The organism is Pseudomonas berkeleyensis, assembly GCF_014109765.1.
In the GTDB taxonomy this organism is placed as follows: Bacteria; Pseudomonadota; Gammaproteobacteria; order Pseudomonadales; family Pseudomonadaceae; genus Aquipseudomonas; species Aquipseudomonas berkeleyensis.
On the sequence record NZ_CP059139.1, the window covers coordinates 4,113,516 to 4,126,661 of the forward strand.

General features: G+C 60.6%; 11 protein-coding genes. 4 read left to right on the plus strand and 7 right to left on the minus strand.

The window, feature by feature from the left end; translation table 11 throughout:
- The first annotated feature begins 132 nt into the window (after positions 1-132).
- Positions 133-1,389: a flavin monoamine oxidase family protein gene (locus tag HS968_RS19085; protein ID WP_182371654.1), complete on the plus strand. Its 1,257-nt coding sequence runs from the start codon at positions 133-135 to the stop codon at positions 1,387-1,389.
- 500 nt (positions 1,390-1,889) lie between these two features.
- Here the strand turns inward: HS968_RS19085 and HS968_RS19090 are convergent, their stop codons facing one another.
- The gene (locus tag HS968_RS19090) at positions 1,890-2,897 is read right to left on the minus strand and encodes a GlxA family transcriptional regulator (protein WP_182368176.1); all 1,008 of its coding nucleotides are present in this window, start codon (positions 2,895-2,897) and stop codon (positions 1,890-1,892) included.
- A gap of 119 nt (positions 2,898-3,016) precedes the next feature.
- On the opposite strand from HS968_RS19090, the gene HS968_RS19095 reads away from it, so the two are divergent.
- Both HS968_RS19095 and HS968_RS19100 read left to right on the plus strand, forming a co-directional pair.
- Positions 3,017-3,841, plus strand: a complete 825-nt coding sequence (locus tag HS968_RS19095) for an alpha/beta hydrolase (protein ID WP_182368177.1) — start codon at positions 3,017-3,019, stop codon at positions 3,839-3,841.
- Between the two features lie 99 nt (positions 3,842-3,940).
- Entirely contained in the window at positions 3,941-4,912 is a 972-nt protein-coding gene (locus HS968_RS19100; protein ID WP_182368179.1) for an MBL fold metallo-hydrolase, read from the plus strand.
- Positions 4,913-5,382: 470 nt separating this feature from the next.
- Here the strand turns inward: HS968_RS19100 and HS968_RS19105 are convergent, their stop codons facing one another.
- The gene (locus tag HS968_RS19105; protein WP_182368181.1) at positions 5,383-6,141 is read right to left on the minus strand and encodes an IclR family transcriptional regulator; all 759 of its coding nucleotides are present in this window, start codon (positions 6,139-6,141) and stop codon (positions 5,383-5,385) included.
- A gap of 126 nt (positions 6,142-6,267) precedes the next feature.
- On the opposite strand from HS968_RS19105, the gene HS968_RS19110 reads away from it, so the two are divergent.
- Positions 6,268-7,560 (plus strand): NAD(P)/FAD-dependent oxidoreductase, encoded by a 1,293-nt coding sequence (locus tag HS968_RS19110; RefSeq protein WP_182368183.1) that lies wholly within the window; start codon positions 6,268-6,270, stop codon positions 7,558-7,560.
- A gap of 52 nt (positions 7,561-7,612) precedes the next feature.
- Here HS968_RS19110 and HS968_RS19115 read toward each other — a convergent pair whose 3' ends face one another.
- The 5 genes from HS968_RS19115 to HS968_RS19135 all read right to left on the minus strand — a co-directional run bounded on the left by HS968_RS19115 (position 7,613) and on the right by HS968_RS19135 (position 13,122).
- Positions 7,613-9,094 (minus strand): aldehyde dehydrogenase family protein, encoded by a 1,482-nt coding sequence (locus HS968_RS19115; RefSeq protein ID WP_182368185.1) that lies wholly within the window; start codon positions 9,092-9,094, stop codon positions 7,613-7,615.
- A gap of 128 nt (positions 9,095-9,222) precedes the next feature.
- Positions 9,223-10,200 (minus strand): NTP transferase domain-containing protein, encoded by a 978-nt coding sequence (locus HS968_RS19120; RefSeq protein ID WP_182368187.1) that lies wholly within the window; start codon positions 10,198-10,200, stop codon positions 9,223-9,225.
- Between the two features lie 10 nt (positions 10,201-10,210).
- A complete protein-coding gene (locus HS968_RS19125; protein WP_106736722.1) occupies positions 10,211-11,713 on the minus strand; it encodes an aldehyde dehydrogenase family protein in 1,503 nt (500 codons plus the stop codon).
- A 16-nt stretch (positions 11,714-11,729) separates the two neighbouring features.
- A complete protein-coding gene (locus HS968_RS19130) occupies positions 11,730-12,773 on the minus strand; it encodes an aminoglycoside phosphotransferase family protein (RefSeq protein ID WP_182368189.1) in 1,044 nt (347 codons plus the stop codon).
- A 4-nt stretch (positions 12,774-12,777) separates the two neighbouring features.
- Positions 12,778-13,122 (minus strand): cupin domain-containing protein, encoded by a 345-nt coding sequence (locus HS968_RS19135; RefSeq protein WP_106736724.1) that lies wholly within the window; start codon positions 13,120-13,122, stop codon positions 12,778-12,780.
- Positions 13,123-13,146 lie beyond the last annotated feature (24 nt).

The window sequence follows — 13,146 nt, forward strand, 5'->3', positions numbered from 1 at the left end:
CCAAGACTGGGTCGTAACGCCCCATCATGAGAGGCCTTTCCCATTGCCCCATATGACCGCTTGGGGCCGATTCGGTGTGGCATCATGCAGCGCCCCCTGCCCAGAGCAAGTGAACAAAGGAAGGTTAGCTTCATGAGCAAGCCAAGTGTCGAATGGGAATCTCCTGTGTGTTGCCCCACAGCCTGGCACGTTACCCACTGGAGCCAAGATGCGTTCTGCCGGGGTGCGTACAGCACTCTTCTACCCGGTGGCCGTCCGGAACATCGCAAGGTGTTGGGCGAATGCCTGGGTGGACGGTTAGTGATCGCTGGCGAGGCCTGTAACCCCCATGCGCCGGCAATGACTCATGGTGCCTGGGACGACGGCATCCGGGCGGCCAGCCTCGCCGTCCAAAGCGGCGCCCAGCGAGTCATCGTCATTGGTGCGGGATGTGCTGGCCTGGCGGCTGCACGTCATCTACGCGCCCATGGTGTCGATTGTGTCGTCATCGAGGCTCGCAACCGTATCGGCGGCCGTACCCACAGCGTGCAACTGGGCTCGGTGACCGTGGACGTCGGCGCAGCGTGGCTACAGCAGTTCGCCGACAACACTCTGGCCCGTGAGGCAGAGCGCCTTGGGGTTCGCGTCGTGGGAACCGACTTCGGTCAACCGCTTTCCGCTGCCAGTGATGGGCCGATCCACGGTATCGACGAGGCTTGGCAGGCACTGCGCCAAGGGGTCGACCGTCTGATGCCCCTGTCTGAAGGGGTAGCACGCTACCTGGCGAGCCTGGAGCCGGATCAAGCTCGGCTCACACGTTATGCCATCGATGCCAACCTGATCAGCGAGGCCTGTCTCCCACTTGCAGAGCTTTCGGTGGAATCACTCGATGAAGAAGGCGTCGGCAATGATGATCACTTCCTGCCAGGCGGTTACAGCCAGATCATCGAGCACATGGCGACAGGGCTAGACATTCGTTTGAACCAGCCCGTCACGCAGATTGACTGGCGAAGCAGCGAACTCCGCGTCAACGACGAACGGGGCGATTTCTGCATCTGCACCGTGCCACTTGGTGTGCTCAAAACGCTGGAGTTTCTGCCTGAGCTGCCTAATGCGCAGCGAGATGCGTTGGCTCACCTTGGGATGGGCAGTCTCGAAAAAGTTGTGCTCCAGTTCGAGCAGCGCTGGTGGCCTCATTCGCCGACAGGTTATTTGCGCTGGTACGACACCCCGGCGAGCTGGATCGAATGGCTGGATCTGACCGACGCAGTCGGCAAGCCCACCATTGCGGGGCTCATCGCAGCTGATGCTGTAGAGCGTCAGTTTGCTGGACGCAGTGACGAGGAAATTGCCCTAGCCGCGCGGGACGCCTTGAGATCCTGGGCCTCAGCCGTTAAGGCAGGCGCTTGATTTGCAAGATTTCGTACATGCGCCGGCAGAAATGAGATTGCTCTATTTTCCCTGCTGTAAACGTCGGCTTTTGGCCAGAAGCAGACATTAATCATAAACTGCTTCAGCTCGATAGCGGCCAGTCAAAAAACTTGATCCGGCCTCCAATATTGCTCAAATGTAGCCGAAGGCTAGGATGAGCCATGCGTAATTCTTATTCAGTGCGTATTGCTCACTGTCTCGCTCAATAGCCAATGATATCAGCTGATATTTCCTAGTTAATTTTCTGATTTGTAAAACCTCTATGTCTTACAAGCAACTGTCGACTCAATCCACCGCAGAGTGCCTACCTTTTTGCTTGAGGCTCAAAAGAAAATCAGCTATGACTTCAATTAAATTAGCTATCACTATGCATAAAGCCCAGCGGAATAGACATAAATAAGGATCCGATTAAGCTTACCCTTTTGACAGAACAGCTGGAGGTACTGAAGGATATCTCAGTTTGTAAGTAGATAGTTTAATTACTCAACCCTTCTCTTCTCTTGCCATTGCTTATAGTTAAATGGAGACATGCCGACTTGTTGAGCAAAAGCACGTCTAAATGATGCATCATCGCTGTACCCGCACTGGCTCGCAACCTGTTTGACACTTACGCCAGGTATATCTAAGAGCATGCAGGCTGTTTCTATGCGCACGCGTGTAATGAAAGACTTTGGCGACTCACCTACTAGATCCTTTAAACGGCGGTGTAGCGTGCGTTCGCTCAAGTTGAGAGCGCCGGCAAGTTCCTCTGCTGTGATTCTAGGTTTTACGTGCCGCACAATCTGCTCCGCTTGCAACAGGAAGGGGTCGGCATTGTTTACAAATCCCCTTGGCGCATAGATCGCCTGAGGTAACGGTTGAGTATCTGCAACCGCAATATCTGCGGCTAGCTTAGCAATTTCCTTGCCAGCCAGGCGTCGAATTATATGCAGTGCGAGATCAATCCATGATAAAGGCCCTCCTGTCGTAACTATGCGATCCTGCTCCTCAACAGCTGCACCCCACACAACATGCGCCTTCGGAAAACGTCGCTTAAAAGTATGTTGCAGCCACCAGGTTGTAGTACAGCGTCTGCCATCGAGTAGCCCCCCTTCGCCAAGGACAAAAGTTCCTGCACAGGCTCCACCAATCCATGCGCCGCTATCGTGAGATCGCCTTAGCCACTTTGCGGCCTGCCGGATTGAGTCCGTGAGGGGGGGTAAGCCGTTATCACCAAGAGCCATGCCTGCTATAACTACCGCGTCGTATTTGTCATCAACCTGAAAAGCAGCATCTACCTGAATCAGCTTGCCGGCTGGATCACAAACAGGCTGACCATCGAGGCTGACGACCTGTGTCTCTAGAGAAAAGCCAGGCGGGGCGATAACCCCCTGAGTTGGCCCTCCGGCTGGAGAGCGCAAAGCCTGGTTTGTCATCCAAAAAATGTCAGTTAGCCCAGAAACCGCTGACAACATGCTTCCATCTAGCGCGACTATAGCAATGCGCATACCTGCCCCCTGAATGGCGAGTTTTGTACGAAGAATGTCTAGGTCGCCGTCTTCGTTGCGGCGCAGGCCGTGCATAAAATCTTTGAGAAGATAGCCTGAAAGGACTGGAGCACGGACAAATGCAAACTGGGTTTACTGGAGAATTTTTTCACATTAGGAATCTTCTCAAAGTTCTGGGATTAATTATGATCAGTATCAACTCCCATTCACAAGAGTCCCAAGCTATGCAGGGGAGCAGTGCGATCATATTGGTGCATGGCGCCTTTACAGACGGATCAGTTTGGACTCCAGTGATCGCGGAACTGCAATTGAAGGGCTACGACGTAATAGCTGTACAAAATCCTCTCACTTCTTTAGAGGCTGATGTCGATAGTACAGTGAGGGCAATTCGCCGATATCACAGAAATGTATTTCTGGTGGGGCATTCTTGGGGCGGCGCAGTAATTACTCAAGCGGGAAATCTACCAGCCGTGACAGGTTTGCTCTATCTATCAGCGCTGGCGCCAGACACAGGTGAGTCAGTTAATGATCTACTTAGCTTTTTAAATGTACCGCTACCAAAGCTTAATGTGGACAATTCAGGGTTTGCTTGGATCGACGATCCGCACGACTATAAATCTGTAATGGCCGACGACTTATCTCAAATGCGAGTAAATCAGCTGGCAGCGGTTCAGAAACCAATTTATGCGAGTAGCTTTTCTGAAAAAATTGTTAATGCTGCTTGGCGAGAAAAGCCGACTTGGTACTCAGTGACATCAAGGGACAACGCCCTACCTCTAGCAGTGCAAGAGGCTATAGCTCGACGGATGAATGCCAAAGTCACCTACATAGACTCCAGTCATCTTTCAATGCTGGCGCATCCAGTTGAAGTGGCAACCATAATAGATCGTGCAGCAAAACAAGCGGCTCAACTCCAGGCTCAAGAAAACTTGAGTAAATATTAATTGCTTTTGTTTCCACGCTTGCCACTTATTACTCAGGTATAGCTATTGCGATTTAGTCAAACCCACATCGCCAAGAATCACAGAGAAGAGAGACTCCATATGAAACGTCGCAACATGATTAAAGTAATAGGTTCAGTTTTAGCATTATCCATGGCGTCCACTCTGCCCGCGCTCGCGCAATCCGCTCCAGATTTCGGACTGCCAACGTTGCCGCAGGAGCGCGTCCACCGCATTAAAATGGGAGATATAGAAATTATCGCTTTGCACGACGGCGCAACTCGGCTGCCCTTGCATGAACGCTATGTCGCAAACGCACCTTTCGACGAAGTAAAAAAATTGGCTTCTGCCCAAGGTCTTAGCTCTGATTACGTCGAACTCCCCTTCACTGCATATCTGGTAGTCTCAGGATCTCGCCATATTCTTCTCGATACGGGGCTCGGCGAGTTTGGTTCACCGAAAGAAACTACTGGTAAGCTACTTGAAAGCCTCCGATTAGCCGGCTACAAACCCGAAGACATAGATACTATTCTTATCTCCCACTTCCATGCGGATCATATCAGTGGGCTGAGAAAATCTGACGGTACATTCGTTTATCCCAATGCCAAGGTCTGGGTTCCCAGGCCAGAATATGACTACTGGATGAGTGATGCGAATATGCAAGCGGCACCACAACAGCGCAAAGGCGCTTTTGATATCGCGCGGCGAGTGTTCGTTGGCATGCCTGAAAGCATGTTGAATAAGTTCGAGCCAGGAATAGAAGTTGCTCCTGATATATTTTCAAAAGCTGCGTATGGACATACACCAGGCCACACTGTTTATGAGATCAGGTCTGGCTCAAGTTCTTTTTACTACATTGCTGACATGATTAATGTGCCTGCTTTCTTTGCGACCCATCCTGAATGGATGGTTGCAAGTGATATTGATCCGGACAGCGCACTAAAAGTACGCCAGCAGTTTTTGCAGGTTGTGGATAAAACCAACCCGTTGGTGGGCGGTTTCCATTTCCCATTTCCGGGCGTAGGTCACCTTAAAGCTGATGGGGCCGGATACAAATTTTACCCCGAGCAATAAAACCTTCGGCTGGCTACATAGCTGCCTACGTCTCCACTTAGGCAGCTATCTTAGACCTGCTATTTCCTAACATTTGCGCGGAGTCACCAGCCGAGCGCGGCCCGTGTTGCAGGCCAGTCTTTTAATGCCCACGGTGAATGTCGTTAGAGGCGCCTCCGCTGCCAACTCTGCATTTTCCCTAGCTCAGGGCAGCCTATAGGCCGTTGGCCTGAGCTCCAACGCCGTGAGTTAGCAACTGCAATTTCTGCCCACTGACGTGCTGATAACCTCGGTGTGCAAAAACCTTTTTGCCGTACAGGTGGTTGGCCGCGCAGCAGGAAGTATTCGCCTGGATCCGGCGACACGGCCTTGGATTGGCTGGCGATCTCGTGATGGAAGTCTGCTTCTGGCCGCTCGCAGCCATCTAACCTAAAAAGAACAACACACATATGCAGCCCCGCCACCTGGATCACCACCTTGCTCTCCCCTCTCTAGCTCTCCAACGCCACCACCAACCGCTGCGCCTCTTCCTTCATCACCTGCGCCAGTGCCTGGCGTCGGGCATCGGTCATGCGCGGTCGCGCCAGCGCACAGCTGAGTGCGCCGAGTGGCTGTCCGCTGACGTCGAGGATTGGCACTGCCAAACCGGTGTAGCCCGGCAGGCGTTTATCGACCAGGCCGCTGGCGTAGCCCAGGCGTTTTACGCTGGGCAGGCTGGCGGTGATGCGTTCCACCTCCAGGCCGTAGTCCAGGCGCAAGGTCGCAGCGTTGTGGGCGAGGATTTCATTGCGCTCGCTGCGGCCGAGCCAGGCCAGTAGTACCTGCGAGGCCTGGCCGACGCCCATGGGGATGCGCCCGCCTACCGCGCCGCTGTAGCTCTGCACCGGCAACTCGCCGGCCAGCATGTCCAGGCACAACACCTGGTGACCGTCCGCCACCAACAGGAAGAAGCTGTCACCGAAGCGCTGCGCCAGGCGTAGCAACACCGGTCGCGCCCGTTCACGCAGGGCGCTGGCATTGCCAGCCTGGGCACCGAGGGCGAACAGTTCGTAGCCGAGCACGTAGCGCCCACGCGGCACCGCGCCGCGCACGAAGCCCTGGCGGCGCAGGTACTGCAGCAGGCGGTAGGCGGTGGCCTGCGAGCAGCCGATTGCCGCGCGCAGTTCGTCCAGGCTGGCGCCCTGCTGACCGGAGGCAGCAATGACGCGCAACAGCAGGAACGCTCGCTCCAGGGTCTGGGTGCCGCTCATGGCATTTCTCATATGCTGATAAAGGAAGGCAGGCAAGTGCGATGCAAATTGCACGCCCTGCCGGTCAGGGCATGCTCGTCGCCAGGTTCTTTCGGTGCGCACGGCGCACCCTACCGGAGGGCGTGCATGTATCCGCAGATTGAACAGGTGGTCAGCGACAGGCTGCCGAACAGCACCGAAGTCGCCATCATCGGCGGCGGCATTATCGGCGTCAGCACGGCCTATTGGCTGGCCCGCCGCGGTATCGCCGTCACCCTGCTGGAAAAGGGCCTGATCGGCGCCGAGCAGTCGTCGCGCAACTGGGGCTGGTGCCGCAGCATGGGCCGCGATCTGACGGAAATTCCCCTGGCCCTGGCCAGCCTGCGCTTATGGGACAGTTGGCAAACGCAGCTCGGCGAAGACCTGGGCTTTCGCCGCAGCGGCGTGCTCTACGCCTGCGAAAACCCACGCCAGCTGCAACAGCAGGCCGATTGGTTGCAGGCCGCTAGCATCCATGGCGTGCACGCACGGCTGCTGGAAGGCAAAGAGCTGCTGCGGGTGATGCCCGAAGGCACCGCCGCAGGGTGGAGCGGCGCGCTGCACACGCCCAACGATGGCCGCGCCGAACCGCACCGCGCCAGTGCAGTGATCGCCCGCGCCGCGCAACGCCTGGGCGCACGTATCGTCACCGGCTGCGCAGTGCGTGGGCTGGACATCGAGGCGGGTCGGGTACGCGGGCTGTACAGCGAGCAGGGCCGACTGCATTGCAGCAATGTGGTGCTCGCCGGCGGCGCCTGGTCGACGCTGTTCTGCGCCAACCTTGGCCTGCGCCTGCCACAACTGAAGGTGGTGGCCTCGGTAATGCGCACCACGCCGATGGCCGGCGGCCCGGAGCTGGCCGTGGGTGCCAGCCGCTACGCCTTTCGCAAGCGCGCCGACGGCGGTTATACGATTGCGCAGCGCAACGGCAACCTGGCGCCAATCACACCGGACAGCTTGCGTTACCTCGGTGATTTTCTCCCGGCACTGAGCAAGCAGTTTCGCGAAGTGCGCCTGCGCCTGGACGGTCGTTTTCTCGACGAGCTACGCCAGCCACGGCGTTGGGATATGGACAGCGAGAGCCCCTTCGAGCGCTGCCGGGTACTCGACCCGCAGCCCTCCCCGGCCATCCTGGCCGAAGCGCGCGACGCCCTGGCGGCCGCTTTTCCCTTCTTCCGTCAGATACGCGTGGAGCAAAGCTGGGCCGGGGTGATGGACGTCACCCCGGATGCCATCCCGGTAATCGGCCCGGTCGAGAAATTGCCAGGGCTGTTTCTTTCCACCGGTTATTCCGGCCACGGCTTCGGCATCGCGCCCGGCGCCGGCCACTTGCTGGCCGACCTGATCGACGGCAGCACGCCGCTGGTCGATCCCAGCCCCTTCGCCTACGACAGGCTCTGAGCAACCTCATGCACAACGGCGTGCAAGCGATTGCGGCAGAGCCAGTGCCCGCTTACTTGATGTACCAGCCCCAGGGCTGATCACTGTCGTAACGGGTGACCTGCTTGACCTCGCGGTAGCTGTCGAACCCCCACTGGCCCAGCTCGCGGCCGATGCCGCTCTGCTTGTAGCCACCCCAGGGCGCTTCGGTGAAGGTTGGCTGCGAGCAGTTGATCCACACGATACCGGCACGCAGGCCCTTGGCCACTCGCTCGGCACGCGGCAGGTCGCGTGACATCACCGCGGCGGCCAGGCCGAACGGCGAATCGTTGGCCAGGCGCAGGGCTTCGGCCTCGTCGTCGAAGGCACGCAGGCACACCACCGGGCCGAAGATCTCCTCGCGCCAGATATCGCTGTCGGTCGGTACGTCGGCGAAGATCGCCGGCGTCAGGTAGTAGCCCTTGTCCAAGCCTACCGGTCGCTCGCCGCCATGCAGCAGACGCGCCCCGCTGCTGCGGCCGGAGTCGATGGCAGCCAGCACCTTGTCGTATTGCCCACGGCTGACCAGCGGGCCGAGCAGTACGCCCTCTTCCAGGCCATTGCCGATGCGGATTTTCTGCGTCTCCGCGACCAGTCTTTCCAGCAGCGCCGGGTACAGCTCGCGCTGCACAAGAACCCGCGAAGTGGCCGAGCAGACCTGGCCCTGGTTCCAGAAGATGCCGAACATGATCCACTCCACCGCGGCCTCGACATCGCTGTCGGCGAACACGATGAAGGGCGATTTGCCGCCCAGTTCCAGGCTGAGGTTCTTGATCTCGCGCGAGGCAGCCTGCATCACCCGGCGCCCGGTCGGCACGCTGCCGGTGAAGGCCAGCTTGTCCACCAGCGGATGCTCGGTCAGTGGTGCACCGGCATCCGGCCCAAGCCCGGTAACCAGGTTGAACACCCCGGCCGGCACACCCGCTTCGTGGACGATGGCGGCCAGTTCCAGCGCCGTCAGCGACGTCAGCTCGGAGGGTTTGAGCACGATGCAGCAACCGGCAGCCAGCGCCGGAGCGACCTTCCAGGCCGCCATCAGCAGCGGGAAGTTCCACGGAATGATCGCGCCCACCACGCCAACCGGCTCGCGCTCCACCCAGGAGCTGAAGCGCTCGTCGGCCAGGGCGATATCTTGCCGGGGTTGCGCATCGGCAGCTTCGGCAAGGCCCGCGTAGAACTCGAAGCAGCCTGCGGCATCACCCAGATCCCACTCGGCCTCGGGCAGCGGCTTGCCGTTGTCGCGCACCTCCAGCTCGGCCAGTTGCGGCAGACGCTGGCGAATACCGGTGGCGATGGCGCGCAGTACCTTGCCACGCTCGGCACCGGACATGCGCGGCCAGGGGCCTTCATCGAAAGCACGGCGCGCGGCGCGCACCGCCAGGTCGACATCCTCGGCCGTGGCCGCCGGCACCCGGGCCAGCAGCGTTTCGTCACTCGGATCAGTGCTGGCGAAGCTGCCGCCCTTGATTGGCAGCGTCCACTGCCCGTCGATGTACAGATGCTGATAGCTATCCATTGGCTATTCCTCTCAAAACTTGTTCACAATCTGCTGTGCGTCGGCTCTGCTGCGTTAAAAACAGGCTCGGATTGCTCATTTACAGCTCGTAAACTCCGCATCCTCGCCTGTTTTTGCCTTGCATAGCTCTAGCTCGCAAGATCGTGAACAGGTTTTCTGGCCCGTTCGGCCGCTTCGATTCGTATGTTTTCCAGACGGCTGAAGGCCGCTACGCGAGCGCCCTGACCAACCCGTACACCCGGCCCGAAGACCACGCACGGCTCCACCTTCACGTCGGCCGCCAGTTCGGTATCGGCACTGAAGAATACGGTATCGGCGGCGGCCAGGGTCACGCCCTCACGCATCGCACTGCTGCGGCGACGGCGCTGGAACACCTGCTCGGCGGCATGCAGTTGCTCGCGGTCGTTGACCCCCATGATTTCCTCTTCCTCGACTTCCACCGCCACCACGGCGAGGCCGGCAGCGTTGGCCAACTCCACCGCGTCGGTCAGGTAGAACTCGCCCTGGGCATTGGCGTTGCCGATGCGCTCCAGCAGCGCCAGGCAGTGCTCGGCACGAAAGCCCATCACGCCGCCATTGCACAGGTTGATCGCCAGCTCTGCCGGGCTGGCATCCTTGGCCTCGCGAATAGCACGCAGGTGACCGCCCTCCACCAGCAAGCGGCCGTAGGGTCCGGGCTGCGCAGTGGTGAAACCGGCCACCGCCACCGCGGCGCCGTCGATCAGGGTCTGGCGCAAGCGCGCCAGGGTCTGTGTGCCGATCAGCGGCGAGTCGCCGAACAGCACCAGCACGCACCCCTCAGCCTGCGCCGCCAGTGCGGCACGCGCGGCCAGCACCGCATGGGCGGTGCCCAGGCGCTCACGCTGAACGAACGTCTGCGCCTGCGGCGCCACCTGTGCCACGTAGTCGGCCGCTGCCGGGCTATCCGGCCCCAGCACCACCGCCAGGCGCTCCACACCGGCTTCAAGTGCGGTGGCCAGAACGTGGCCGAGCAGCGGACGATTACCCACCTCGTGCATCACCTTGGGCAAGGTGGAACGCATGCGCGTGCCCTGGCCAGCGGCCAGGATCAGTGCCAGGGTGGGGAACTGCGCTTGATCGCTCATCATCCCCTCCTCAGGCGCGATAGAACGCATCGTCGGCGTAGGGATACCACCAGGACTGGATCTGCGGCTGGTGGTCGATGATCACCATCTTCGAGCGACGGAAAGCATCCAGCCCCTGACGGCCCAGCTCACGGCCCATGCCGGACATCTTCCAGCCACCGAACGGCAGCGCGTCGTTGTCGATCAGCGGGTTGTTCACCCAGACCATACCGGCTTCCAGGCGATCCGCCGCTTCCATGGCCTCGGCCAGGTCAGTGGAGAACAGCGAGGCACCGAGACCGAAGGGCGAGTCGTTGGCCAGGCGCACGGCTTCGTCGAAGTCAGCCACCTTGCAGATCGCCGCCACCGGGCCGAAGCACTCCTCGTGGAAGATCGCCATCTCGGCGGTCACCCCGGCGAGGATGGTGGGCTCGTAGAACCAGCCGACCTGATGCTGCGGCGGGATGCGCCCACCACAGACGACCTCGGCGCCTTTCGCCACCGCGTCGTCGACCAGACGCATGACCTTGTCACGTGCAGCCTGACTGACCAGTGGGCCGATCTCGCTGTGTTCCAGACCATGACCGATACGCAACTGGCGGGTGCGTTCGGCGAAGCGGGCGACGAACTCGTCGTGAATCTCGTCGACCACGAAGAAACGCTCGGCCGAGGTGCAGATCTGCCCGGTAAGGTGGAAGGCAGCGGTCACCGCACCGGCAGCGGCTACGTCCAGCGGCGCGTGCTTGCTGATGATCATCGGGTCGCTGCCGCCAGCCTCGATCACTGCCGGTTTCATCCGCTCGGCACAGGCCATCGCCACCGCCTTGCCAGCGGCGACGCTGCCGGTGAACGCCACCGCGTGGGTGCGCTCGGACTGCACCAGCAGTTGCGCGGTCTGCGCATCGCCCGGCAGGCAGGAAATCAGCCCGGCCGGCAGCTCGCGGAAGTGTTCCATGAACTTCAGCGTGCACAGGCTGGTGCTCTCGGCCGGCTTGACGATGCAGGCGTTGCCGGCGGCCAGCGAGGCGGCCAGCGTCCAGCACATCAGCAGGATCGGGAAGTTGAACGGCATGATGTGCACGCTGACGCCATAAGGCTCGTAGCGCACATGCTGGAATGAGCCGAGCTGGGTGGTACCGGCCACTTTGCCGGCCTCGTCGCGGGCCATCTCGGCGTAGTAACGGAAGATCGGCGCGCAGTTGGCCAGCTCGCCCATGGCTTCGGGGAAGGGTTTGCCCATCTCCAGGGTCATCAGGCGGGCCACTTCGCGGTTGCACGCCTCGTTCTGTTCGATGGCGTTGGCCAGGCGGTGCAGCACGGCCGCACGGCTTTTCGCGTCGACCTTGCGCCATTGCAGGTAGGCGGCGCTGGCGGCGTCCAGCGCGGCGTCGACATCTTCGCGCTCGCACAAGCCGATGCTGCCGACCTGCTGCAGGCTGGCCGGATCGATGATGCCGCGCAGACGGCGGGTCGCCGGGCTCTGGTAGTCCGGGTTGATGAAGCGCAGCGGGGTGTCGCAGTTGAAGGTGGTCATGGCAGTTCCTGCAAAGTCAGAGAGATTGGCCACGCAGGCCGTCGAGCACGGCGACCGGAAGGTCGTCGCGCCAGCCTTCGAGGTGGCAATCGAGGAAATCGCGCAGCGGGTGCAGTGCAGGCCGTTCCAGTGCCTCACGGAACAGGCGCAGCACCCGTGGCAGGTGAGCGAGGTAGCCGAGTTTGCCGTCGCGCTGGCCCAGGCGCACGAAGATGCCAAGCACCTTGGCGTGGCGCTGCGCGGCGAGCACGGCGTAATCGGCCATGAACGCCGCCTGGTCGAGCTCCGGGCGCTGCGCCAGGTAGCGCTGCAGCAGTTGCGCCTGCAGTTCGCGTGGCACATCGCGCCGGGCGTCTTCAAGCAGCGACATCAGGTCGTAGGCACAGGCGCCGTGCAAGGCATCCTGGAAATCCAGCAGGCCGCAGGCGGCCACGCCGCTGCGTCCGTCCAAAAGCATCAGGTTATCGACGTGGAAGTCGCGCAGCACCAGTGCCTCACGGCGCTGCGCGGCGTCGTCACAGAGGCCGTCGAACAGCCCCATGTAGGCGGCACGTAGCGATGAGGACGGCGCCGCACCGAGCAGCAGTGGCGCATACCAGTCGATGAACAGGGCGAATTCGTCAGCCAGACGCTTGTCGTCGTAGGCCGGCAACACTGCGCCCAGTTCGGCCGGCGCCGCGTGCAGCTGCGCCAGGCAATCCACCGCCAGCTCATACAGCGGCGCCTCGGCGTGACCGGCAGCGAGCAGGCGGGTGTAGGTGCTGTGGCCAAAATCTTCGATCAGGGCCAGCCCTGCCGCCTCGTCGGCCGCCAGCACGCGCGGCGCGGACAAGCCCAGGTCGCGCAGCAGCTCGGCGACCTGCAGGTAAGGCCGCAGCGGCTCGGACTGCGGCGGCGAATCCATCAGCAGCAGGTCGGCACCCGCCAGGCGAAAGTAGCGGCGCGCCGAAGCGTCCGCCGGCAGCGCCTGCAGCTGTACCCCGGCATGCCAATGGTCGGCGACGAAGGCCTCGCGCATCTGCGCGCGGGCATCCGTTTGAGAGGTCAGGACTGGATTCATGTCATCACCGAATCATGTAGACCTTTTTCACCGTCTCATGGACGGTGCACACACCTTTCCAATCCTTGGGGAAGAAGGCGGCGGTGTCCGGGGTGATCTCGATCACTTCGCCCGACTCGTGCACGTAGGTGCAGCGGCCTTCGAGGAAGTGGCAGAACTCGTCGCTGGTCACATGGCAGAACCACTTGCCCGGCGTGCAGTGCCAGATGCCGCATTCGGACTCACCGTTCGGGCCCTTGTGCAGCACCACGCCGCTGACGTGCGACTCGCCTTCGAGCATGGTCGGGATGATGCCCCAGTCCTTCAGCTCGGTGACTTCCAGGGGACGGCGGATGATGGGAGTTGTCATGGTCGTGTACTCACTTTGTTCAAA